Annotated in this window: 23 protein-coding genes and 1 tRNA gene; 22 read left to right on the plus strand and 2 right to left on the minus strand. The window is 40.3% G+C overall.

What is annotated here, in order from left to right; genetic code table 11:
- From lapB to truB, 18 genes are all read left to right on the plus strand, one after another.
- The gene (gene lapB, locus Q0O89_RS01065) at positions 1-1,194 is read left to right on the plus strand and encodes a lipopolysaccharide assembly protein LapB (RefSeq protein ID WP_293729959.1); all 1,194 of its coding nucleotides are present in this window, start codon (positions 1-3) and stop codon (positions 1,192-1,194) included.
- 13 nt (positions 1,195-1,207) lie between these two features.
- On the plus strand, positions 1,208-1,906 hold the full coding sequence (gene pyrF, locus Q0O89_RS01070) for an orotidine-5'-phosphate decarboxylase (protein WP_293729960.1): 699 nt from the start codon (positions 1,208-1,210) through the stop codon (positions 1,904-1,906).
- A 63-nt stretch (positions 1,907-1,969) separates the two neighbouring features.
- Positions 1,970-2,290, plus strand: coding sequence for a stress response translation initiation inhibitor YciH (yciH, locus tag Q0O89_RS01075; RefSeq protein ID WP_293729961.1), 321 nt, complete (start codon positions 1,970-1,972; stop codon positions 2,288-2,290).
- A gap of 31 nt (positions 2,291-2,321) precedes the next feature.
- The gene (locus tag Q0O89_RS01080) at positions 2,322-2,909 is read left to right on the plus strand and encodes a VOC family protein (RefSeq protein ID WP_293729962.1); all 588 of its coding nucleotides are present in this window, start codon (positions 2,322-2,324) and stop codon (positions 2,907-2,909) included.
- Between the two features lie 36 nt (positions 2,910-2,945).
- A complete protein-coding gene (locus tag Q0O89_RS01085; RefSeq protein ID WP_293729963.1) occupies positions 2,946-3,407 on the plus strand; it encodes a glycine zipper 2TM domain-containing protein in 462 nt (153 codons plus the stop codon).
- A 71-nt stretch (positions 3,408-3,478) separates the two neighbouring features.
- On the plus strand, positions 3,479-5,035 hold the full coding sequence (locus tag Q0O89_RS01090) for a peptide ABC transporter substrate-binding protein (RefSeq protein WP_293729964.1): 1,557 nt from the start codon (positions 3,479-3,481) through the stop codon (positions 5,033-5,035).
- Between the two features lie 88 nt (positions 5,036-5,123).
- Positions 5,124-6,440 carry a glutamyl-tRNA reductase gene (gene hemA, locus Q0O89_RS01095; protein ID WP_293729965.1) on the plus strand — a complete coding sequence of 439 codons (1,317 nt, stop codon included), beginning with the start codon at positions 5,124-5,126 and terminating at the stop codon, positions 6,438-6,440.
- Between the two features lie 98 nt (positions 6,441-6,538).
- A complete protein-coding gene (bioD, locus tag Q0O89_RS01100) occupies positions 6,539-7,249 on the plus strand; it encodes a dethiobiotin synthase (protein ID WP_293729966.1) in 711 nt (236 codons plus the stop codon).
- Positions 7,250-7,427: 178 nt separating this feature from the next.
- A complete protein-coding gene (locus tag Q0O89_RS01105) occupies positions 7,428-8,864 on the plus strand; it encodes a sodium:alanine symporter family protein (protein WP_273382913.1) in 1,437 nt (478 codons plus the stop codon).
- A gap of 77 nt (positions 8,865-8,941) precedes the next feature.
- Complete coding sequence (locus Q0O89_RS01110) at positions 8,942-9,667, plus strand: hypothetical protein (RefSeq protein ID WP_293729967.1); 726 nt, start codon at positions 8,942-8,944, stop codon at positions 9,665-9,667.
- On the plus strand, positions 9,664-9,792 hold the full coding sequence (locus tag Q0O89_RS01115) for a lipoprotein (protein WP_167874930.1): 129 nt from the start codon (positions 9,664-9,666) through the stop codon (positions 9,790-9,792). The genes Q0O89_RS01110 and Q0O89_RS01115 overlap by 4 nt, the downstream gene beginning before the upstream one ends.
- A gap of 93 nt (positions 9,793-9,885) precedes the next feature.
- Positions 9,886-9,962, plus strand: a tRNA-Met gene (locus Q0O89_RS01120).
- Between the two features lie 142 nt (positions 9,963-10,104).
- On the plus strand, positions 10,105-10,560 hold the full coding sequence (rimP, locus tag Q0O89_RS01125; protein ID WP_273382916.1) for a ribosome maturation factor RimP: 456 nt from the start codon (positions 10,105-10,107) through the stop codon (positions 10,558-10,560).
- Between the two features lie 27 nt (positions 10,561-10,587).
- Positions 10,588-12,123, plus strand: a complete 1,536-nt coding sequence (gene nusA, locus Q0O89_RS01130) for a transcription termination factor NusA (protein ID WP_293729968.1) — start codon at positions 10,588-10,590, stop codon at positions 12,121-12,123.
- Positions 12,124-12,135: 12 nt separating this feature from the next.
- Complete coding sequence (gene infB, locus Q0O89_RS01135) at positions 12,136-14,688, plus strand: translation initiation factor IF-2 (RefSeq protein ID WP_293729969.1); 2,553 nt, start codon at positions 12,136-12,138, stop codon at positions 14,686-14,688.
- An 87-nt stretch (positions 14,689-14,775) separates the two neighbouring features.
- Positions 14,776-14,937, plus strand: a complete 162-nt coding sequence (locus tag Q0O89_RS01140) for a DUF3302 domain-containing protein (protein ID WP_366516007.1) — start codon at positions 14,776-14,778, stop codon at positions 14,935-14,937.
- Positions 14,938-15,126: 189 nt separating this feature from the next.
- Complete coding sequence (rbfA, locus tag Q0O89_RS01145) at positions 15,127-15,537, plus strand: 30S ribosome-binding factor RbfA (RefSeq protein WP_276983670.1); 411 nt, start codon at positions 15,127-15,129, stop codon at positions 15,535-15,537.
- Positions 15,537-16,460, plus strand: a complete 924-nt coding sequence (gene truB / locus Q0O89_RS01150) for a tRNA pseudouridine(55) synthase TruB (RefSeq protein WP_293729970.1) — start codon at positions 15,537-15,539, stop codon at positions 16,458-16,460. The genes rbfA and truB overlap by 1 nt, the downstream gene beginning before the upstream one ends.
- Before the next feature lie 90 nt (positions 16,461-16,550).
- Here truB and metF read toward each other — a convergent pair whose 3' ends face one another.
- Entirely contained in the window at positions 16,551-17,432 is an 882-nt protein-coding gene (gene metF, locus Q0O89_RS01155; RefSeq protein WP_293729971.1) for a methylenetetrahydrofolate reductase, read from the minus strand.
- Between the two features lie 190 nt (positions 17,433-17,622).
- Here metF and Q0O89_RS01160 point away from each other — a divergent pair, with 190 nt between their 5' ends.
- Both Q0O89_RS01160 and fdhD read left to right on the plus strand, forming a co-directional pair.
- Positions 17,623-19,578, plus strand: a complete 1,956-nt coding sequence (locus tag Q0O89_RS01160; protein ID WP_293729972.1) for a TonB-dependent receptor — start codon at positions 17,623-17,625, stop codon at positions 19,576-19,578.
- A 97-nt stretch (positions 19,579-19,675) separates the two neighbouring features.
- Positions 19,676-20,470 (plus strand): formate dehydrogenase accessory sulfurtransferase FdhD, encoded by a 795-nt coding sequence (gene fdhD, locus Q0O89_RS01165; protein ID WP_366516008.1) that lies wholly within the window; start codon positions 19,676-19,678, stop codon positions 20,468-20,470.
- Between the two features lie 60 nt (positions 20,471-20,530).
- Here fdhD and Q0O89_RS01170 read toward each other — a convergent pair whose 3' ends face one another.
- Positions 20,531-21,577 (minus strand): ABC transporter substrate-binding protein, encoded by a 1,047-nt coding sequence (locus Q0O89_RS01170; protein WP_293729973.1) that lies wholly within the window; start codon positions 21,575-21,577, stop codon positions 20,531-20,533.
- Positions 21,578-21,756: 179 nt separating this feature from the next.
- Here Q0O89_RS01170 and uvrD point away from each other — a divergent pair, with 179 nt between their 5' ends.
- The gene (uvrD, locus tag Q0O89_RS01175) at positions 21,757-23,937 is read left to right on the plus strand and encodes a DNA helicase II (RefSeq protein WP_293729974.1); all 2,181 of its coding nucleotides are present in this window, start codon (positions 21,757-21,759) and stop codon (positions 23,935-23,937) included.
- Positions 23,934-24,806 (plus strand): EamA family transporter RarD, encoded by an 873-nt coding sequence (gene rarD / locus Q0O89_RS01180; RefSeq protein WP_135709464.1) that lies wholly within the window; start codon positions 23,934-23,936, stop codon positions 24,804-24,806. Before uvrD ends, rarD begins: the two co-directional genes overlap by 4 nt.
- The last annotated feature ends 58 nt before the right edge of the window (positions 24,807-24,864 follow it).

A 24,864-nucleotide genomic window follows, 5' to 3' on the forward strand; every position in this document is an offset into this window, starting at 1 on the left:
ATGATTGAATTACTCTTCCTGTTGTTACCTATTGCTGCCGCTTATGGCTGGTATATGGGACATCGTAGTGCCAAAAAAGATCAGGAAGATATGAGTAACAAACTTTCTCGTGACTATGTTACGGGGGTTAATTTCCTATTATCCAATCAAACTGAAAAAGCGGTTGATCTCTTTTTAGATATGCTTCAAAAGCAAGAAACGGAAAATGAAATAGAGCAACATTCTCAGTTTGAAGCAGAGCTAACATTAGGCAATTTATTTCGTTCTCGCGGGGAAGTCGATCGAGCTCTACGTATTCATCAAGCGCTTGATCGGAGTCCAAATTATTCCTTTGAGCAAAAATTATTGGCGAAACAACAGTTAGCGAAAGACTTTATGTCAGTGGGTTTTTTCGATCGCGCGGAGAGTATTTATATTTTATTGGTTGATGAACCGGAATTTGCTGAAGGTGCGTTGCAACAACTTGCGGTTATCTATCAAAAAACCAAGGAATGGAAAAAAGCGATTAATGTTGCGGAAAAATTAGCCAAGATCAAACCTAATTCAGACAATATGATATTAGCGCAATTTTATTGCGAATTTGTCCGCACTTTACCAACAGACAGTAAAGAAAATGCCTTAGAAATTTTGCGTCAAGCACTTTCAGTGTCTCCGAGTTGTGTGCGCGCTTCAATGATGCTAGGTGAGAAGTTGATTGAGCAGCAAGACTATCAAAGTGCGGTTAAAGTCTTAGAGCATATTTTGGAACAGAATCCTGATTTTGTCGGGGAAGCGTTACCCTTATTAAGAGAATGTTATACGGCACTTAATCAACTTGAGTTGTTTGAATTATTTTTAATTCGGGCAAGTCAAGCAACGGCTAATGCCAGTGTTGATTTAGCCTTGGCTGATTTGATCGAACAACAAGATAGTCGAGCTAATGCGCAAAGCAAAATCTATCAAAAGATTGGGCAAAATCCGAATATGTTCTTATTCCATCGATTTATTCAGTATCAAGTGGATGATGCTGAAGAAGGGCGAGCCAAAGAGAGTTTGGTGCTACTGCATAAAATGGTAGGGGAACGAATTCGGCAAGGCTTTGATTATCGTTGTACAAATTGCGGTTATCAAAGTCATAAACTAATGTGGTGTTGTCCTTCCTGTCGTCAATGGGAAACAGTTAAACCGATTCGTGGAATTGAAAATCAAATATAAAAAAGGAAAACCTATGGATAGCAAAATTATTGTTGCTTTAGATTATGAAACAGAAGCGGAAGCATTAAGTTTGGTTGATCAGATTGATCCGAGCCTTTGCCGTTTAAAAGTGGGCAAAGAAATGTTTACCAGCCTTGGTATAAACTTTGTAAAACAACTTCATGAACGTCAGTTTGATGTTTTCTTAGATTTAAAATATCACGATATTCCAAATACCGTGGCACGTGCTGTGCGTTCTGCTGCCGATTTGGGGGTTTGGATGGTGGATTTACACGCGTCGGGTGGCTTGGCTATGATGGAAGAAGCGAAAAAAATTCTTGAGCCTTATGGCAAAGATGCACCGCTTTTAATTGCTGTCACCGTATTAACCAGTATGGAAGACTTAGATTTACTTCAAATTGGTATTAATGCGTCACCACTTGAGCAAGTGATTCGTTTATCTCATTTAGCACAACGTGCCGGTTTAGATGGTGTGGTTTGTTCACCGCAAGAAGTGGAAATTTTACGTAAAAACTTGGGGGCAGATTTTAAATTAGTTACACCTGGAATTCGTCCTATTGGTTCTGATTTTGGTGATCAGCGTCGAGTTATGACGCCTGCCGCCGCTGTACGATCAGGTTCGGACTATTTGGTTATCGGTCGTCCAATCACACAAGCGAATGATCCGGCAGAAGTATTGCGAGCTATTAACGCATCTTTACTCAATGCTTAATCTTAAAGGGGTAAATGACAATTTACCCCATTTTTTAAAATATCATAAAAAATTACCGCACTTTTGATTATGAATAATCTTGTTTACTCGACAGAATTGGGCAGAATTAAGCCTACAGAAGAAAAAACACAACGTCCGAAAGGTGATGGCATTGTACGTATTCAAAAACAGACCAGTGGACGTAAGGGAGCCGGCGTGAGTGTAATCACAGGAGTAGATTTATCTGATGAGCAGCTTAAATCATTGGCAGCGGAATTAAAAAAACGCTGTGGCTGTGGGGGGGCTGTGAAAGAGGGTAATATCGAAATTCAAGGCGATAAACGTGATTTGTTAAAGCAGTTGCTAGAGCAGAAAGGCTTTAAAGTTAAGTTAGCTGGTGGCTGATGGCGGTTTTGCTTGCTGTAGAACTAAAAATATGATGATTCAAAAAACACACAAACTATTCCAACATTCCGCCGCACTTTATAGCGATTTTCAATCTTTTGAACAAAAAATTTTAGCATTGTCTCAGGCAATGAATGTGGATTTATCTCATTTTGAGATCGATCATTTAGCCGTGAGAGTAAATTATTGTAAAGATGGTGAGCGTTGGCTGACAGCGTTGACACAATGCGGTAAAATTTTCTGCGATAACCTAGTCAATGGGCGAGTGATTTATCTTATTGAACTTGATGAACCTTTAATCTTTTTGGGGCAGCAGGTTTCGTTGATAGAATTGCCTTTTCCAAAAGACAAGCATTATCCCCGTGATGGTTGGGAACATATTGAATTTGTCGTACCATTTTTAGCCAATGAGCGGACGGAAGATTGGATTAGTCGCGTCAATGCGCAATTTAATTTGAACCAATTACCTCATTTGAAACTCAAAGTGAGTGAACCTAAGGTGGAAGGCGAACAGTTACCTAATCCATCTATTGCGGTCAGTTTCGTGGATAATTCAGAAAATGATACCACAATTAAAATTCATCCTTATTCCATTAAGACCGTGGTTTTGTCGGAGTAAGAAATCATAATATTGTAAAAGTAGAAGGGAATTGAAATGAAAAAATTAACAATTGCGTTAGCGTTAATTGCAAGTCTTGGTGTAACAGGTTGTGCAAATACTGATATTTTTAGTGGCGATGTTTATTCCGCAGGTCAAGCGAAAGAAGCTCGTTCCATTAGCTATGGTACGATTGTTTCTTCTCGTCCTGTAAAAATCCAAGCGGATAATCAAGGGGTGATTGGTACTGTAGGTGGTGGCGCTTTAGGTGGTATTGCTGGCTCTGCTATTGGTGGCGGTACAGGTAAAGCTGTGGCAACGGCGGTTGGGGCCATTGCTGGTGCGGTAATCGGAAGTAAAATAGAAGAGAAAGCCAGCCAAGTGAATGCATTGGAATTAGTTATTAAGAAAGACGATGGCAATGAAATTGTTGTTGTGCAAAAAGCTGATCCAACCTTAAAACCTGGTGCGCGAGTACGTATTGTGGGCGGTTCAAGTCTAAACGTTTCTGCTATTTAATTTTTGGCGTTTGAAATATAAGGCTTTTAGTTTGGGCTAGAAGCCTTTTATCTATTTAATGAAATCTCATTATGTTTAAATTCACTAAAAGTGCGGTTAAATTTTCCTTGCTTTTTCTTAGTTTATTGATGCTTTTCAGTTGTGATGAATTAGCGCATTATCAACCTAAGAAAAGTACTTTATTCCCTCCTCAATCTAATCAGAACAAGCCTGAATTACCTGCAAAACAGTTGTTGCGTGGCGTTTATTCGGACATGAGCTTGTCTTTGGAAAACTTAGATAATGATGAAAAAGCGAATTTTTTACGGGATGTGTTAGAAGGGTTGGTTATATATGATCAAAATGGACATATTATTCCTGGGGTAGCAGAAAGTTGGCAAACCCAAGATAATAAATTATGGCAATTTAAACTTCGTCAAAGTGCAAAATGGTCAAATGGCGAATCGGTTATCGCGAATGATTTTGTACAAAGTTGGCAAGCCTTGGCACAGGGAAATGCTCCACTAAAACAATATTTACAGTTTATAAATTTAGCCCATGCTCAGGATGTACTCGAAGGTCGTGTTGCGGTGGAAAATCTAGGTGTTCAAGCATTGGATGATTGGACATTACAGTTACAATTAGATAAACCGACCCCTTATTTACCAGAAATGTTAGCGCATGTTGCGTTGTTGCCAAAGAAAAGGGGACAAGATAACGCATTTTTGATGAATGGAGCCTATCGCTTGGTGGGGCAACAAGGGCCTATCATCACCTTAGAAAAGAATTCGAACTATTGGGATATAGCAAAGGTTTATTTTGATCAAGTGGTTTATCATAAATTGTCGTCTTATCAACCTGTTACCGGTATGGATTGGGTCGTTATGCCCACCCGGTTAACACAGGCTAATCAACAATTTCCTCAACTTTGTACTTATTTTTATGAATTTAATTTTAAGGATCCTTATTTAAAGCAAAGCGCGGTGAGAACAGCATTAGTTTCGATGATTTCAGCGCAAAATATTGTACAAAGTGAGAAGCTGTCGATGCTACCAATTCATACTTTTTTACCACGAAATATGTGGTTAGATGATAATTCGGAATGGCAAGTGAATGTCGTCGAGCAGCTGTTACAACAGGCAGGAATTTCAGAAGCTCATCCTTTAACGCTAACAATCACCTATGATAATTCAGGTATTCATCCCAATGTTGCGCAACGAATGGCAAGAGCTTGGTCACAATCAGATTTAATTCGCGTGATTTCCGATCCTGTGACTTGGGAAGAATTACAAGAAAAACGTCAAAAAGGGAAGTTTCAGATTATTCGTTCTGGTTGGTGTGCGGATTATAATGAACCTTCAGCCTTTTTATTATTGTTACATTCTGCTCATCCCGATAATAAAATGGGATTTAAAAATGCAGAAATTGATGCGCTGTTGGAAAAAAGTCTGAAGGCAGAAACCTCAGCAGAAAGAATGATGTTATATGAGCAGATTCAGCGTTTTGTTAAAACAGCGCGTATTTTCTTGCCCATTTTTCAATACACCAAGCATGCCTTTGTCGCACCAAGCATTACAGGATTTAATGCTGACAATCCTACGGGCGTGGTTTACAGTAAGGATTTATATCGCAAAACTAACTCAAATTAAGTATTTGCGTATAAACCAATATGTGAAATTTGCGCATAGCCTTTGAATTGCATTAGAATATGGGCGTATTTATTATTTAAATTTTATTATGACTATTTTAGTTCTAGGTATTAATCATAAAACAGCCAGTGTGGGATTGCGTGAAAAGGTGGCGTTTTCGGAAGAAAAGCGTCAATTTGCCTTGCAGCAAATTCAACAGCTTGACCTAGGACAAAGTGCGGTCATTTTATCAACCTGTAACCGTACAGAACTTTATTTACATAATAAAGCCATTTCTCCTGAAGAATCTGAACAATGGCATGATGAGTGTGTAGCTTGGTTTGCACACATTCATCAATTGAATGTCTTAGAATTGGAACCTTGTCTTTATTTATATAAAAATCAACAAGCGGTTCAACATCTAATGCGCGTCGCTTGTGGTTTGGATTCGCTTATTTTAGGTGAACCACAAATTTTGGGGCAAGTAAAGCAAGCCTATCAAATGAGTGAAGATTATTATCATGATACTCTGCATGGGGGCGTATCTAGTGAGCTTTCACGCCTATTCCAAAAAACTTTTTCAACAGCAAAACGAGTACGGACAGAAACCCATATTGGCGAAAGTGCGGTGTCTGTGGCATATGCCGCCACCACCTTGGCGCGGCAAATTTATGAAAGTTTAAGCGAGCTGAATGTTTTGTTAATTGGGGCGGGGGAAACCATAGAATTAGTCGCACGCCATTTACTTCGACATGGGGTGAAAAAATTAATTATTTCTAACCGCACTTTAAGTCGGGCTCAGGATTTAGTGAGAAAATTGGCTACTTCAATTCCAACCGAAGTCTTAGGGTTAGATCAATTACAGCTAGGTTTAAATCAAGCTGATCTCGTTATTTCTTCTACAGGCAGTCCGGATATATTAGTGACGCAGGAGATGGTTAAGGTCGCTCAAAAAGCACGCCGTTATCATCCTATGTTAATGGTGGATATTGCTGTGCCAAGAGATATTGATGAAAAGGTGAGTAAGCTAGATAGTGTGTACCACTATACGGTGGATGATTTAAATCATATTATTCAACAAAATATCAGCGAGCGAGAGAAAGCATCAGAACAAGCACAAGGGATTATTGAAGAAGAATGCCAAGACTTTTTTGCATGGTTAAAAGTGCATCAATCTTCAGGTTTGATTCGTGATTATCGTCAAAATGCGGAAGAAATTCGTCAAGATTTACTGGAAAAAGCATTAATTGCATTATCGCAAGGGGAAAGTGCGGACAAAGTTTTGCAAGAATTCAGTCTAAAATTAACGAATAAGCTACTTCATGCACCGACTCAGGCAATACAAACAATGGCAAAACAAGGTGATTCTAAAGGCTTACGTCATTTTTCTACATCAATTAACTCAAGAATTGTACAAAATTCATAAAAACTTGTGCTATCTCAATATTTCATTTCACAAAATCCCCTAAAATTTCTTGCATAAAATGGCCTACTGATAGGTAGGTTAATATGTAGGAGATGATGATGAGTATATTTTTTGTCACAGGCACGGATACGAGCGTAGGGAAAACGATTGCTAGCCGTGGGATTATTCAAGCCTTTCAACAGGCAGGCGAACAGATTGTGGGCTATAAACCCATTGCTCCAGGGCAAAATGAACCTGTTTATACCGATATTTTAGACGTGGATACCAGCGATTATGGGCAAGAAGATAATCATGATGTGTTGGTGTTGATGAATAGTACCCATGAAAGCGTCACTTATCGAGATATCAATAGTTATACGTTTTCTCATACAGTGCCTATGTTAACGCAAGAAAGTGAACGTATAAATTTAGATAAGATTGATACGGATCTTAATCGGCTAAAATCTACCTATGCAAATGTATTAGTTGAGGGGGCTTTTGGTTGGTTAACCCCGATGAATAAAAACCTGACATTTGGTGATTGGGTGGCGCAACATAAAATGCCGGTTATTCTTGTGGTTGGGATCAAAGAAGGCTGTGTTAACCATGCCTTGTTAACCGCGAAAGCTATTGAAACCATGGGATTATCTTTAGTGGGATGGATTGCGAATCGTATTAACCCGGGCTTGAGTCATTATGCCGAAATTATCGATGTGTTAAAAAATAAAATTAACGCACCGTTATTGGGTCGAATTCCTTATATTCACAAGCCTGAAAATCAGGATGTGGGGCAATATATTACGGGCATTGAGCATCTGCAATCATTATAATACGGGGCGTGTGAGTAATTTTATTTGCACGCCTTTAATTTTTATCTAAAATAGTCTTTATTTTTTTGAAAAATTTTTAATTTATTCCCATTTCTTGTTTTTCCCTTATAAAACTTCTCGCCTTAAAGCTCAAAAACCTTAAAATGCCGAGCTTTTGCATTGGTATTAAGGATTTTTTATGTCAGATTTATTGGATTTTTTCCAACATATCATTGAATGGTGTATTCAATATATTGATGAGCCGCTTTGGAGCATTGTGATTATTATGTTGCTGGGCGTAGGGCTGTTTTTTACTCTCACAACGGGTTTTGTACAATTACGTCTTTTCCCACAAAGTTTACGTGAAATGTGGTTTGGGCGTGAAGCGGCTGAACATGCATTAACGCCATTTCAAGCCTTTGCGACAGGTTTAGCCAGTCGTGTTGGTGTGGGAAATGTGAGTGGAGTGGCAACGGCAATCGCCTTAGGCGGGCCCGGTGCCGTTTTTTGGATGTGGTTAGTTGCCTTTATGGGAATGTCGAGTGCTTTTGCGGAGTCTTCGTTAGCCCAATTATTCAAAATTCAAGATAAAGACGGTTCTTATCGTGGTGGACCGGCTTATTATATCAGCATGGGATTAAAATCCCGTTGTATGGCGGTTGCCTTTGCGGTGACGTTAATTTTCACCTTTGGTTTCGCCTTTAATGCGGTTCAGTCAAATTCGATTGTTGAAGCGACCCGCAATGCTTGGGGCTGGAATGCTCATTATGTCGGTGTTGTCTTAGTTGTACTTTCAGGTGTGATTATTTTTGGTGGTGTTAAACGTATTGGAGTCGTTTCAGCGCGTTTTGTGCCTTTAATGGCGCTATTTTATTTGCTGACGACAGCGATTATTATTGGCATGAATATTGAAAAATTGCCTTCTGTCTTTAAGCTTATTTTCACCAGTGCTTTTGATTTTTCTGCTATGGCAGGCGGCATGTTTGGTGCGATGTTTTCAAAAGCGATGTTGATGGGCATTAAGCGAGGTCTATTTTCTAATGAAGCAGGGATGGGATCGGCGCCTAATGCGGCAGCAACTGCAGAAGTGAAGCACCCGGTTAACCAAGGTTTAATCCAAATGTTAGGTGTGTTTGTGGATACCATGATGGTTTGTACTTGTACGGCGATGATTATTTTATTGTCTGATAATTATGGTTCGGCATCCTTACAAAGTATTTCGTTGACACAAAATGCCCTGAGTTATCATATTGGCGAGTTTGGTGTGCATTTCTTGGCGTTAATTTTATTATTTTTTGCTTTCTCATCCATTATTGGTAACTATGCTTATGCGGAAAGCAATATGCGTTTTTTGAAAAATAAAACTTGGGCAGTGGTGTTGTTTCGTTTAGTGGTGTTATTTTTTGTGTACTTTGGTGCGGTTAACTCAGGTTCTATTGTGTGGGCGTTTGCGGACACGGTAATGGGCAGTATGGCATTGATTAATCTGATTGCGCTGTTAGCTTTATCGCCACTTGTTTGGATTTTGTTGAAAGATTTCCAGAAACAATTGAAAGCAGGCCATGAACCGGAATTTAAAATTGATCATTATCCCGCATTGAAAAAACGTGGTGTTGATCCGCGTTTGTGGAAATAACCCTTGAAAGTGCGGTAAAATTTCACCGCACTTTGAGGTGTTTATGATGAAGCATTTAGGATGTTATGGGATCTATCATGTTAATTAAGTCAACTCGTGAATTTGCTGATTATGTTGAATTACTTTATCAGCAACAAAAAGGAGAACGGATTTATCCTTTTGAATATGCAGGGAAAAAATATTGGTTAAAACAACCGGAAATTCTTACCGGGGTTGAGCGTTTATTAAAACCCTACCCGCAAAAGCTGTTTCAAGAAGAATTACGGACTTTATTGTATTTGGACAATAAACATGCCCCTGTCGCACGTTTGTTAGTGGCAACGGAGAATTATTTGGTGTTGGAAGATGTAGGGAAGACCTTAAACCATATCCTTCCTAACAAAAGTGCGGTAGAAAAACAGAATATTCTGCGCGATGCTGCCTTGGCACTGATTAATTTGCATAAAATGGGTTTAGTACATGGTCGCCCGGCAATTCGTGATATTGCTTGGGATAATGGTGAAGTCCGTTTTATTGACTTAGAAGATCATTCTCATACGCGCGATCTCAATTGGAAGAAAAAACGTGATGTATTAGTGTTTCTTCATGGTTTATGTCGCACAAAAGAGCTAAGTGATGATGATATTGTGGCAACGGTTCAGGTGTTAGCTGACGCTTGCGAACCTGTAATTTGGGAAGAATGTGTTCGGTTCTTAACTGCATATCGTTGGTTGTATTATCTTTTATTGCCATTTAAACCGATTGCACGAAAGGATTTGCTGGCGGTATATCGATTATTTGAATTAGTAAAGGGGAAAAAATGAAAAAGTTATTTTTAGTTTTGGTTTTGACTGCACTTTTATCCGGTTGTAGCGCCGGTGTGGGCGGCGGCTTTGGTGCAAGCAATGGCGGTGCCGGAGTTAGCCTTGGTGCCGGTTTTGGTTTCTAATCCTTGTCAGAGTGAAAACACCTAATTTGCATTAATTTTTAGGAAAACCTTGACATAACAGAAACTGAGCGTATAATACGCGCATATTTCGGACGCGGGGTGGAGCAGCTTGGTAGCTCGTCGGGCTCATAACCCGAAGGCCGTCGGTTCAAATCCGGCCCCCGCAACCACTTCTTAATTTAAGAAGGAAATAACGGTTCAGTGAAACCCAAATTTGAAATTTGGGTTTTTTTGTACGTAAAATTTGGAAAAATTTCACTGAGCGCGTTAAGCGCTTTTTTTACGTCCATAAAAAGGATAAGTAGGAACATAATGGCAACATTAGAACAAAATTTAAAAGAGATGCTTACGCCGGCCATTGAGGACTTAGGCTGTGAGCTATGGGGCATTGAATGTCAACGTGCAGGTCGTTTTATGACTGTGCGTTTATTTATTGATAAAGACGGTGGCGTGGGGATCGAAGATTGCGCTGATGTAAGCCGTCAAGTGAGCGCGATTTTAGATGTAGAAGACCCGATTGCCGATAAATACAATCTTGAAGTGTCTTCACCCGGTTTAGATCGCCCATTATTTACGCTGGCGCAATTTGAGCGTTTTGTTGGACAAGATGTCTCTATTCATTTACGAATTCCCGTTGCGGATCGCCGTAAATGGCAGGGTAAATTAGAGAAAGTGGACAACGATATGATTACATTAGTTGTGGATGGTCAAGAGCAAGTATTTGTATTTGGCAATGTTCAAAAAGCCAATGTGGTTCCAAAATTTTAAGGATTTCAATTAAAAGGTATTATTAAAATGAGTAAAGAGATTTTATTCGCCGCTGAAGCGGTATCAAACGAAAAATCATTACCAAAAGAAGTGATTTTTGAAGCATTGGAAGCGGCCATTGCCCTTTCAACTAAGAAAAAACATGTTCAAAAACAAGAGCGTTTAGGGGTTGATAAACCGTCTGAGATTGATGTTCGCGTGGTGATTAATCACAAAACAGGTGAATTTGATACGTTCCGCCGTTGGACAGTCGTGGAAGAGGTGACAAATCCAACGAAAGAAATGACCTTGGAAGCGGCTCGTTTAGATGATCCAAATATTCAAGTTGGCGATGTTGTTGAAGATCAAATTGAATCCATTGACTTTGACCGTATTACGATGCAAACCGCACGCCAAGTAATTAGCACCAAAATTCGTGATGCAGAACGTAGCCGTGTTGTGGCGCAATTCCTTCATGAAGAAGGCAAAATTGTGATTGGCACGGTGAAAAAAGTAAACCGTGAAACCATTATTTTAGAATTAATCGGCAATAAAGAAGATCCGGCTAAAGCAGAAGCGGTGATTGTTCGCGAAGATATGCTTCCGCGTGAAAATTTCCGTCCGGGCGATCGTGTTCGTGGTGTGCTTTATAAAGTCGCGCCGGAAAGCAAAGGTTTCCAATTGTTTGTTACACGTGCAAAACCTGTCATGTTGGAAGAATTATTCCGTTTGGAAGTGCCGGAAATTGGCGAACAGATTATCGAAATTAAAGGGGCAGCGCGTGACCCGGGTTCGCGTGCCAAAATTGCAGTAAAAAGTAATGATAAACGTATTGACCCGGTAGGTGCTTGTGTCGGCATGCGTGGTGCACGTGTTCAAGCAATTACCAATGAATTAGGTGGTGAGCGTGTTGATATCGTGCTTTGGGATGATAACCCGGCACAATTTGTGATTAATGCAATGGCACCTGCTGATGTGAGCTCTATTGTGGTGGATGAAGATAATCACTCCATGGATATTGCGGTGGAAGCAGCAAATTTAGCGCAAGCGATTGGCCGTAATGGTCAAAACGTTCGTTTAGCGACTCAATTAACCGGTTGGACATTAAATGTAATGACAACTGATGAGTTGGCGCAAAAACATCAAGCGGAAGACAATAAAATTTTAAACTTATTTATGACCGCACTTGAGATTGACGAAGACTTTGCGCAAATTTTAATTGATGAAGGCTTTACCAACCTTGAAGAATTAGCTTATGTGCCGGTGAGCGAGCTAACCGCTATTGATGGTTTAGAAGATGAAGATTTAGTGGAAGAGTTACAAACTCGTGCTAAAGATGCGATTACAGCGACAGCGTTGGCAGAAGAAAAAGCCTTAGAAAGCGCGCACATCGAAGAACGTTTATTAAACCTTGATGGTATGGAACGTCATATCGCCTTTAAATTAGCCGAAAAACAAATCTTAACGCTGGAAGAGTTAGCGGAACAAGGCGTTGATGATTTAGCGGATATTGAAGAATTAAGCCCGGAAAAAGCGGGTGAGCTTATTATGGCGGCGCGTAATATCTGTTGGTTTGGTGAGTAATAGGAGCAGAAAATGACGGATAAAGAACAAAATGCGGAAAACGCACCAAAAAAACTCAGTTTAAAACGCCGTGAAAAATCTACTGTAAGTGGCACAACTGCGGGTGGAAAAGCGAAAGCGGTTCAAGTTGAAGTTCGCAAATCCCGTAAAGTGGATACGGCAGCTATTGTTGCAGCTAAAAAAGCGGAAGAAGAAGCTAAATTAAAAGCAGAGCAAGAAGCTGCAGAAAAAGCCGCTGCAGAAAAACGTGCAGCAGAAGAAAAAGCAGCCGCAGAAGCAAAAGCCGCAGCGGAAGCAAAAGCGGCGGCTGAAGCGAAAGCTAAAGCGGAAGAAGAAGCGAAAAAAGCCGCTGAAGCCAAACAAGAAAAAAGTGCGGTAGCAAAATCGGCTGATTCTGAAAAAGAAAAACGTAAAGCAGAAGAAGCTGAATTAAGACGTAAAGCGGAAGAATTAGCACGTCAAAAAGCAGAAGAACAAGCGCGTCTTGCTGCGGAAGCAGCGCGCCGTTATGCAGAACGTGATGACAGCGAAGACAATTACAGCAGTTCAGAAGATTATTCAGATTATCATTTAACCTCAAGCTACGCGCGTGAAGCGGAAGATGAAGATAATCGCCGCCGTGAAAATAATAATCGTGGTGGAAAGAATAAGGTTGCTAAGGCGAAGAAAGGCGGCCGTGATGATGATAATGGCAGCAAAAATGAGCGCAGTGCAGATCGCCGTAATCAGAAAGATCTTAAAGGTAAAGGAAAAAATGCGAAGAAAGGTAGCGCAATTCAACAAGCCTTTACCAAACCGGTTTCTGTTGTAAAAGCGGATGTGATTATTGGGGAAACCATTACCGTTGCAGAACTTGCTAATAAAATGGCGGTAAAAGCCACTGAAATCATTAAATTAATGATGAAAATGGGCGAAATGGTGACCATTAACCAAGTGATTGACCAAGAAACGGCACAGCTTGTGGCGGAAGAATTAGGTCATAAAGTGATTCTTCGTAATGAAAACGAATTAGAAGAAGCGGTATTAGGTGATCGTGATGTGAATGCTGAACAAGTGACACGTGCGCCGGTGGTGACCATTATGGGTCACGTTGACCATGGTAAAACCTCATTATTAGACTACATTCGTAAAGCGAAAGTGGCAGCTGGTGAGGCAGGTGGTATTACTCAGCATATCGGTGCGTATCATGTTGAAACTAATGACGGTAAGATGATTACTTTCTTAGATACCCCGGGACACGCAGCATTTACCTCAATGCGTGCGCGTGGTGCGAAAGCAACAGATATCGTTGTTCTTGTAGTGGCGGCAGATGATGGTGTCATGCCACAAACCATTGAAGCGATCCAACACGCGAAAGCAGCAGGCGCGCCGCTAGTGGTTGCGGTAAACAAAATTGATAAACCGGAAGCCAATCCGGATCGTGTAGAACAAGAATTATTGCAATACGAAGTCATTTCTGAAAAATTCGGTGGTGATGTTCAATTTGTTCCTGTTTCTGCGAAAAAAGGTACGGGTATTGATGATTTATTAGATGCGATTATTCTTCAATCTGAAGTGTTGGAATTAACCGCGGTGAAAGATGGTATGGCAAGCGGTGTTGTTATCGAATCTTATCTCGATAAAGGTCGTGGTCCGGTTGCAACCATTCTTGTTCAATCAGGTACATTAAACAAAGGCGACATCGTACTTTGTGGCTTTGAATATGGTCGTGTTCGTGCAATGCGTGATGAAAATGGTAAGGATATCGAAGCAGCAGGTCCGTCAATTCCAGTGGAAGTGTTAGGACTTTCAGGTGTTCCGGCGGCCGGTGATGAAGCGACAGTGGTACGTGATGAGAAAAAAGCGCGTGAAGTGGCGTTATTCCGTCAGGGTAAATTCCGTGAAGTGAAACTCGCTCGTCAGCAAAAAGCAAAATTGGAAAATATGTTCAGCAACATGACCGAAGGCGATGTGGCAGAGCTTAACGTTATTGTGAAAGCAGACGTACAAGGTTCGGTTGAAGCGATTTGCCAAGCGTTAGCAGAGCTTTCAACAGATGAAGTAAAAGTGAAAGTAGTTGGTTCTGGTGTAGGTGGTATTACTGAAACCGATGCAACTTTAGCAGCAGCTTCTAATGCGATTATGGTGGGCTTCAATGTTCGTGCAGATGCTTCAGCACGCCGTGTAATTGAAGCGGAAAACATTGATTTACGTTATTATTCAATCATTTATGAATTATTAAACGAAATCAAAGCAGCAATGAGCGGTATGTTACAACCTGAATTCAAACAAGAAATTATTGGCTTGGCAGAAGTACGTGATGTCTTCCGTCATCCAAAATTTGGCGCAATCGCAGGTTGTATGGTTACGGAAGGTATCATCAAACGTTCTGCGCCAATTCGTGTTTTACGCGATAATGTGGTGATTTTTGAAGGGGAATTGGATTCACTTCGTCGCTTCAAAGATGACGTTTCAGAAGTGCGTAGCAATATGGAATGTGGTGTGGGCGTGAAAAACTACAACGATGTGAAAGTCGGCGACCAAATCGAGGTGTTCGAAGTGGTTGAAGTAAAACGTTCGATTTAATAATACCTTTATAAAAATATCTTGATATGCTAAATAAGCGGTCTGATTTTGGGAGTTTTTTGTAAAAGCTCACCAGTTTCTGACCGCTTGTTAGCAATTTACATAGGAACATTTTATGGCTTTGATTATTTAGCCTTATTTTTCTTAATTTTTGCGAGTATCGTGATTTTTTATGCAGTCATCGCTATTCACGATATTCCTTATGAAATCGCGAAAAAACGTAATCATCCACATCTCATTTGGCGATGATGCGTAAAATTTTATTAAGAATGAACAGTTGGAAAAATTATTTATATTTGGATCATTAATCCGATGAATATCAATGTCATTTAATTTGTAAGGGCGGATAGAATGTAAGATAATACCCAACAATAGGCAATCAGCCTTGGGTAATAAACAGATACAAGAACAATGAGAAAGAATAAAAAAGGGTAAAAAATGGCAAGAGAATTTAAACGCTCAGATCGTGTAGCGCAAGAGCTACAAAAAGAAGTTGCGGTAATTTTACAGCGTGAAGTAAAAGATCCGCGTATTGGTATGGTGACGGTATCAGACGTTGAGGTATCAAAAGATTTAGCCTACGCTAAAATCTTTGTGACGTTTTTATTTGATCATGATGAAACAGCGATTGAACAGGGGATGAAAGGATTGGAAAAAGCCTCGCCTTACATTCGTTCATTATTAGGCAAAGCGATGCGTTTACGTATTGTGCCTGAATTGCGTTTTGTGTATGACCAATCTTTGGTTGAAGGGATGCGTATGTCGAATCTTGTGACAGATGTGATTCGTAAAGACGAAGCGCGTCATGTAGATGAACCTGATTTAGACAGCAAATATAAGGAAGAATAATGTCAAGACCCCGTAAGCGTGGCCGCGATATTCACGGCGTATTTTTACTCGATAAGCCACAGGGTATGTCGTCTAATGATATTTTGCAAAAAGTGAAACGCATTTATCAGGCAAATAAGGCAGGGCATACGGGGGCGTTAGATCCATTAGCAACGGGAATGTTGCCGATTTGTTTGGGCGAGGCGACCAAGTTCTCGCAGTTTTTGTTAGACGCGGACAAACGCTATTTAGTCACTGCTAAATTAGGCGAACGTACAGATACTTCTGATGCGGAAGGGGAAGTGGTAGAAACCCGTGATGTAACGGTGAATTTAGAACAAATTCTGACCGCACTTCCGCATTTTCGTGGTGATTTGATGCAAGTGCCCACGATGTTTTCTGCCTTAAAACATAACGGCAAACCGCTTTATGAATATGCGCGTCAAGGGATTACTGTGGAACGAGAAGCGCGCCCTATCCGCATTTTTGAATTAAAATTTATTGATTATGATGCCCCGAATTTAACCCTAGAAGTCCATTGCTCAAAAGGCACCTATATTCGGACATTAGTGGATGATTTAGGGGAATATTTAGGCTGTGGCGCACATGTTACCATGTTGCGCCGTATTGCTGTGGCGGATTATCCCTATGCAAAAATGTTAACTTGGGAGCAGCTACAACAGCTTGCTGAGAAGTCAGATCTATCTGTATTAGATCAATATTTATTGCCCGTGGATACAGCGGTTTCTAAACTTCTTACATTAACGTTAAACCAAGAGCAAACCACTGCCGTAGGCTTTGGGCAACGTGTTAAATTTGCCAATGAACAGCGAGTTTATGGACAAGTGCGGTTATTTTCTCACGAGAATGTATTCTTAGGTGTTGCGGATGTGGATAAAAATAATGTGATTCGACCGAGCAGAATGGTGAATTTCTGGGAATAAATAAAATAGGGCAATCTAATGATCTGCACCTTAATCAGTTGGTTGTTTAGTTCAACTTTTTGGGGCAGATCATTTTTTATGAGATAGACATTAACGCGGTCTAACCCCTAACACATGACAAATAGCATAGCTTAGCTCTGCACGGTTTAAGGTATAGAAATGGAAATCTTTTACCCCTTCTTTGGATAACACTTTGACCATATCCATAGCGATACTTGCGGCTACGAGATTACGCGTAGTTTGATCATCATCTAAACCTTCATACATTTTTCCCATCCAGCTTGGTACTTTGACATTGGTAATTGCCGCCATTTTTTGTAACTGTTTAAAATTACTGACAGGCAAAATTCCCGGGATAATCTCAGCGTCAATACCAATGGTTACACAGCGATCACGGAAGCGAAGATAACTATCTACATCAAAGAAAAATTGAGTAATCGCGCGGTTCGCACCTGCATCAATTTTCCGCTTTAAGTTCAATAAATCGGCTTGGGCTGATTTCGCTTCAGGGTGAACTTCAGGGTAGGCGGCTACTGAAATATCGAAATCCGCCACATCTTTGAGCAAAGCCACTAAATCTGAAGCATAGAAAGGTTGTTTCGCGTAACCCGGTGGTTCGTCACCGCGTAATGCCACAATGCCGCGAATGCCGTTGTCCCAATAATCTTTAGCAATAACGCGGAGTTCATCAGGCGTGGCATCAATACCGGTTAGGTGAGGAACCGCTACCAAACCAGTTTCATTTTGAATATTTTTCACAATCGTATGAGTGCGCTCGCGTTCCCCTGAATTTGCGCCATAAGTCACAGACACAAATTTAGGTTGTAAGCCCTTTAATCTGTGAATGGATTCCCAAAGCATATTTTCCATTTTTTCATTTTTTGGTGGGAAAAACTCAAAGGAAACGTTAATTTTTCCATCTAAATCTGCAACATTTTGATTTAGAATATTAATTTCTCTTGCGTAACTCATGATCAGTGCCTTTTTTAGGATATTTGTTTTTATGTTTGAATGATAATAACGGTTATTTATTCATTTGCAAAGTGCATAAATTTCAAATTTATTATGAAATTGTTTCATGCAAATAATTAAAATTATTCGTTAGAGAAATTGAACAGGCTATGGCAAACTGTGTGCCTTATTATTTTTGGAAGCAAATACAATGAAACTTAACAAAATTTCCCTTATTTTATGTGCAGTTTGCCCTGCAGCAAGTTTGGCAGAAACGGCAACCTTACCCGATATTAAAGTTTACTCGGCCTATGCAACACCAGTCAATCAAGACAAAACCGCTTCTTCGGTTACTGTTTTGACAGAGAAAGATTTTACAGAGCGTAATGCCACTTATGTAAGTGATGTGTTGAAAACTGTGCCGAGCGTGGCAATGAGTGCATCTGGTGGACGTGGAACTTTAACTAATTTTTATCTTCGTGGGGCGGATGCTAACCATACGGCTGTGGTAATTGATGGCGTAAAAGTTAATCCTATTACGGGGTACGGCTTTGATTTCGGTGGTTTAAGTTTAAGCAATATTGATCGTATTGAAGTATTACGTGGTGAACAGTCTACACTTTGGGGTAGTGATGCCATGGGTGGTGTGATCTATATCACAACGAAAAGTGGATTATATAAAAATAAGCCATTTAATGTAGACTTTGATTTAGGCACAGGTTCACACGGAACTTATGACGGTTCTGCTACGATTTCAGGCTATAACAATGGTTTCTATTATGCGTTGAATGGAAATAGTCATCGTACACGTGGCATTTCAGCGATTAGTTCAGATAAATTTAATTATACAGCGGAAGACGGGACATTCGTTCCAACAGGCGGAGCGAAAGAGCGTGATAAATTTCATCGAGATAATGTTTCTTTTCGTTTAGGTTATGATTTAAATAATAAAGGTGTTGAGTTATTAGCAACACATTCTACACAAAATAGTCATTATGATGATTATCCAACAGAAGGGACTTACGATAATTACACCCATACTCGTGAGACGCTTTTAAAATTAAGTGGTTATCTGGGGAGTGATCAAGAATTATTCAAACATAAATTTGCTGTGAGCAATATCAAAACGGATAGCAATTCTTATGAAGCCTATTCAACAAGTGCCTATGGTGGAAAAAGATTAGCAGCCAATTATCAATTAGATGTGAATTTTGATCGTGAAGGTGAAATTACACAGGGACTGAGTTTTTTAACGGAATATCAAAAATCTGATTATCAAGCGAATTATAATTCTCCTGCGTTTCCAGATTGGTCATATGATTTAGATAATAAAAAACTGATTGAAAAAAGTATTGCAACTGAATATCGTCTGTTAAGTGAACAGGATCATAGTTTTTCTATTAGTGGACGCTTTACAGACAATTCAGAATATGAAAATGCTTTTACAGGACGAATTGCGGGGGCGTATCGTTTATCGCCAAATATTAAAGCACACGCAAGTTTAGGTTCAGCTATTCAAAATCCAACGATGACCGAATACTACGGATATAATGGGAAATTTATTGCAAACCCTGCATTAAAACCAGAAAAAAGCCGCGGTGGAGATATTGGCTTATTGCTAGAATCTCAAGATAAGCAACATAGTTTTGATGTGACCTATTTTGCACGTAATGTGGATAATATGATTAGTACAACCCGTATTAATGGCAACACTAAATCAATTAACTTAGATGGCATTAGCCAAATTCGAGGTGTTGAACTTGCTTATAATGGAAAAATTACGGATTTGCTAACAACCTATGCAAATTATACTTACACGCAAGCACGTGACAGCCAAAAAATGGAATTAGTACGTCGTCCTAAACATTTAGCTAATGCAGGTATTGCTTATCAAATCACTTCCGAATTAGGCGCTGATATTAACGTATCTTATGTTGGAAAACGTTTTGAAAAATATACGTATTATGATGCAAATTTTAACTCAACATCAACGCGTGTTAAATTACCATCTTATACGTTAGTTAATTTAGGTGTGAATTATCAAGTGACGCCAAATATTAATGTTTATGCTAACCTTAATAATGTCTTTGATAAGAAATATGAAGATACCCTTTATTATGGACAAGACGGACGTAATGTTTACGTTGGCTTAAAAGGTAGTTTCTAATTATTACTGGGGCTAATATAATTAGTCCCTTTTATTTTCATGGCTAATATAGTCATTAAAAATCTTACCCCAAAAGGACCGCACTTTGACGCAATTTATGACACATTCTGCTGTTTTTTTTAAAAAATCTGCAGACATTCCATTTCAACCCAAAACCGAAACTCTGGCGGTAGAAGTCCCCGTAGCCTTGGTGTACAACGGAATTTCTCATACCGTGATGATGTGTACCCCAACGGATCTGGAAGACTTTGCCATGGGGTTTTCTTTAACAGAAGGCATTATTGATAAGCCTAGCGATATTTATGGTATGGATATTGTAGAAAGTTGCCACGGTATTGAAGTGCAAATTGAGCTGGCGACACGCTGTTTTGTGCGCTTAAAAGAATTACGCCGTACGTTAACAGGGCGAACAGGTTGTGGTATTTGTGGTTCGGAGCAGTTGGAGCAAGTGAGTAAGAAATTACCTAAATTAAACCGCACTTGGCAATTTGACATTACTTTATTGGATGCGTGCTTAAATGCAGTTTATTCTGCGCAAACCTTAGGTAAGGAAACAGGTGCAACGCATGCTGCTGCCTTTTTTGATAGCCAGGGTAAATTATTGGCTATTCGCGAAGATGTGGGGCGTCATGTGGCGTTAGATAAACTTTTAGGTTGGTCTGCACGACATCAGACACCACAAGGTTTTGTGCTAGTCACCAGCCGAGCAAGCTACGAAATGGTGCAAAAAGTGGTGAGTTGTGGCGTAGAAATGTTGGCGGCAATTTCAGCCGGCACTGAACTGGCGGTCAAGATGGCGCAAGAAACAGATTTAACATTAATAGGTTTTGCGCGAGAAGGTCGGGCCACGATTTATAGTGGGGTCGAGCGCATAAAGTGCGGTGAATTTTGATGGAATTTAATGGCGTTCAAATGGTAGTTGAACGCCATTTTTATTTTAATTTTGGTGTATTTATTGTGGATTTAAAGTTGTTTCAACCCAACGATTAATTAACCGTTTACTTTCTTGGTCAGAACCAAATTTCAAGACATCCAACTTAATGAAATGGCTATTTGGGGGCAAGGTCGCTTTAGGATAAGCTTCAGCATGGATGTTGGTGGGTAACTGATAAGCTCCCGTTTCACGCCATTGTAATTCTTGTGCTTCTTTCGTGAGAACCCAATCCGTAAAGCGTTTGGCATTCTCTAAATTACGCGCCCCTTTAATAATACTTGTCGCGCCCAGTGTTGAACTAATCCCCTCGCAAGGTCGAACGCCTTCTACCGGCGCGCCTTTTTCTTGTTCAAGCAGATAGGTATTCATAAAACTTATATTAACGCCCACTTCACCTGTTGCAAGTTTATGGGTGGACATGCCGGTTTTGGCTAATTGTGAGACATTTTTATTCAGTTTAGCAAAATACTCAAAGGCTTTGTCTTCACCATATAAGGTTACCATTGTTGCTAAGAACGCATAGCCTGTGCCGGACACTCGAGGATCGGTATATTGAATCTGATCTTTAAAACGTTCATCTGTGAGATCGGCAAAACATTTTGGGGGGGCAATATTGAGTTCGGCGAGTTTTTTCGTATTGACGCCAAGCACTAATTCCACGAAATAAATAATGGAGGTGTAATCGCCTCGCTTATCCATAATCTCTTTGAATTGCGGCATAATGTATTTTTGATTCGGTGAACGATATTTTTCTAATAAACCTAAATCACCTGCTTGCAGATGTGGCTCAATCGTGCCACCAAACCACACATCCGCTTGTGGATTTTCTTTTTCGGACTTGATTTTTCCAAGAATTGTACCTGTACTATTACGTACAACCTGTGTTTTTACATCATATTTTTGGCCAAAAACTTGCGCCACTTTTTCACAAGTGGTGCTTTGTAGGCTGCAATAAATATTGAGTTTTCCTTCTGCAAAAGCCGCAGTGGGGGAATAAAGAGAAAATAGCCCACAAAGCGCGGTCAATTTCATCAGATTTTTGTGTGTTTGGCCATAAATAGACATAAAACATCCTTCCGAAAATAGAAAAAAGACGACATGAAAATAAAAAATTAAGCGCGCTAACTATAAAGGTTAGCCTGATCTTTGTAAAGATAAACAGCCACTTATTAGACCGCCTTTTCATTGACAATTTATGCTTTAGGACTATAATCTGCTGTAAATAAAAACAGATTAAAAATGCTATGGATATTTCAGAATTATTAGATGGGTTAAATGATAAACAGCGAGAAGCGGTGGCAGCACCGTTGGGCAATTATTTGGTATTGGCAGGCGCCGGTTCGGGCAAAACGCGTGTGCTAACCCATCGTATTGCGTGGTTAATTGCGGTAGAAGGCATTTCCGAAGGTGCTATTATGGCGGTTACCTTTACCAATAAAGCCGCCGCCGAAATGCGTCATCGTATTCAAGCCACGCTTGCTCAACATTCTAATCATTCCCTTTTTGGTATGTGGGTCGGCACATTCCATAGCATTGCGCACCGTTTATTGCGCTCTCATTATGCGGATGCAGGTTTGCCGCAAGATTTCCAAATTATGGACAGCGAAGATCAATTGCGATTAATGAAACGCTTGCTCAAACTGCATAATTATGACGAAAAAATGTACCCGCCGAAGCAAGCCTGTTGGTATATCAATCATAAAAAAGACGATGGTTTGCGTCCTGATATGATTGACGATATGAATGATCGCCAAGAACAAGAGTGGATCCGTATTTATAAAATTTATCAAGACACTTGCGACCGTTCGGGGTTAGTGGACTTTGCGGAAATTTTGTTGCGCGCTTACGAATTATTTTTGAAAAAGCCCTTAATTTTGCAAAGCTATCAACGCCGTTTTCAGCAAATTTTGGTGGATGAGTTCCAAGATACCAATAATATTCAATATGCGTGGATCAAATTATTGGCTGGCGAAACAGGTAAAGTGATGATCGTAGGGGATGATGATCAATCTATTTATGGCTGGCGCGGGGCACAAATTGAGAATATTCAACGCTTTTTGGATGATTTTGAGCAAGCACAAACCATTCGATTAGAACAAAACTATCGTTCTACGGGCAATATTTTAAAATCAGCCAATGAGTTGATTTCTAATAATGAAAACCGCTTAGGCAAAGAGCTTTGGACGGCAGACGGCGATGGTGAACCCGTGGGCATTTATGCCGCCTTCAACGAATTGGATGAGGCGTTGTTTGTGTCATCCCAAATCAAAATCTGGTTGGAAGACGGCGGCAAGCTGGATGATTGCGCGGTGTTATATCGTAGCAACAGCCAGTCCCGCGTATTAGAAGAAGCCTTAATTCGCGCCAATATTCCTTATCGTATTTATGGCGGTATGCGCTTCTTCGAGCGTCAGGAAATTAAAGATGCCTTGGCTTATTTACGTTTAATTAATAATCGCCACGATGATGCCGCATTTGAACGTGTGATTAATACGCCAACGCGTGGCATTGGTGAACGCACGCTCGATACATTGCGTCAATTGACACGTGAACGCCAAATTACGTTATGGCAAGCCACACAAGTCGCGATTCAAGATAATAAACTGACCGGGCGTGCGGCAACGGCGTTACTTCGTTTTATTGAACTGATCAATTCGCTTGCGCAAGAAACGGAAGAAATGCCGTTGTTTGCCCAAACGGATTTTGTGATTAAACATTCCGGTTTGTATCAAATGTATGAGCAAGAAAAAGGCGAGAAGGGCGAAGTGCGGATCGAAAACTTGGAAGAATTGGTAACGGCAACCCGCGAATTTATTAAGCCTGATGATGCGGAAGATATGTCGGATTTAACCGCCTTTTTAACTCACGCCTCGCTTGAAGCGGGTGAAGAACAGGCGAGTCCACATCAATCTTGTGTACAAATGATGACGCTACATTCCGCAAAAGGATTGGAATTTCCACGTGTGTTTATGGTCGGGGTGGAAGAAGGGATTTTCCCGAGTTTTATGTCCTTGGAAGAGCCGGGGCGATTAGAAGAAGAACGCCGTTTGGCTTATGTGGGCATTACGCGCGCGAAGAAAAAACTGACGATTTGTTATGCGGAAAGTCGCCGTTTATATGGCAAAGAAGAACGCCATATTCCGTCACGCTTTATTAACGAATTGCCGGAAGATTGTATTCAAGCGGTACGTTTGCGTGGAACGGTCACGCGTGCCTACAATCAAAGTGCGGTGAATGTGAACCGTGTTTTGGAAAGCAATGAAGCGGGGTGGAAAAGCGGGCAAAAAGTGCGCCATGAAAAATTTGGTCAAGGCACAGTGATTAATGTAGAAGGTGCGGAAAATAATACGCGCTTACAAATCGCCTTCCAAGGCAATGGAATTAAGTGGTTAATTGCGCATTTGGCAAAATTGGAAAAACTATGATAAAAGGTATCTTTTTTTCGGTCACCGCTTCTTTGGGTTTTGGTGTGGTGTATTATCTTTCTACCGTGTTGCGTCCGATTGAAGGCAGCCAGCTTTTTGGCGTGCGCACCTTGGTGACTTTGCCTTTTGTGCTTTTTGCTATTGTGTTGTTACACAAGCAGCAAGAATTTATCGAGTTTTTAAAACGCATCAAAAAACAACCGCACTTAATCGCCATTATTGTTTTGGGTGGTCTGAATATGGGTTCGCAAATGTGGTTGTTTTTGTATGCCCCCGTGAGCGGCAAAGCCATTGAAGTGTCTATTGGTTATTTGTTACTGCCTTTATTAATGGTTCTCTTTGGGCGTATTTTCTTTAATGAACGATTAACTACCATCAAAGCGTTGGCGGTATTGTTTGCGTTTATTGGGGTAATGAGCAAAATTATATTAACAGGCGCATTTTCTTGGGAAACGGCGTTTGTTTGCTTAGGTTATCCTATCTACTTTTCTTTGCGTAAACATTTCAATATGTTGCATATCTCAGCCTTTGCCTTAGAGATGCTGTCTATGGTGCCTGCGTCCCTGTATTTTGCCGGCCAAATTGATTTTAATTTTGCAGAGCTACAAAATCCTAATATCTATTGGGGGCTATTTTTATTAGGGCTAGTGGGCGGAACGGCATTTATTTTCTACATTATGTCAAGCCAATTGCTGCCGATTTATTTATTGGGTTTATTAGGTTATTTAGAACCTTTTATGATGCTCATCGTATCCTTTATTATCGGCGAACGTTTAGACGAAACCTCTTATATTTTAATGGCCTGTCTGTTTATTTCTATTGGGTTGTTAACATTGGAAGGGATTTTGAACAACAAAAAAGCGCGGTGAAAATTCGCCCTTAATTTCCCCATGATGATTTTGGGGCAAAAGATGTTTCGCCCCAGCC

It is taken from the genome of uncultured Actinobacillus sp., from assembly GCF_945915845.1.
Classification (GTDB): Bacteria; Pseudomonadota; Gammaproteobacteria; order Enterobacterales; family Pasteurellaceae; genus Exercitatus.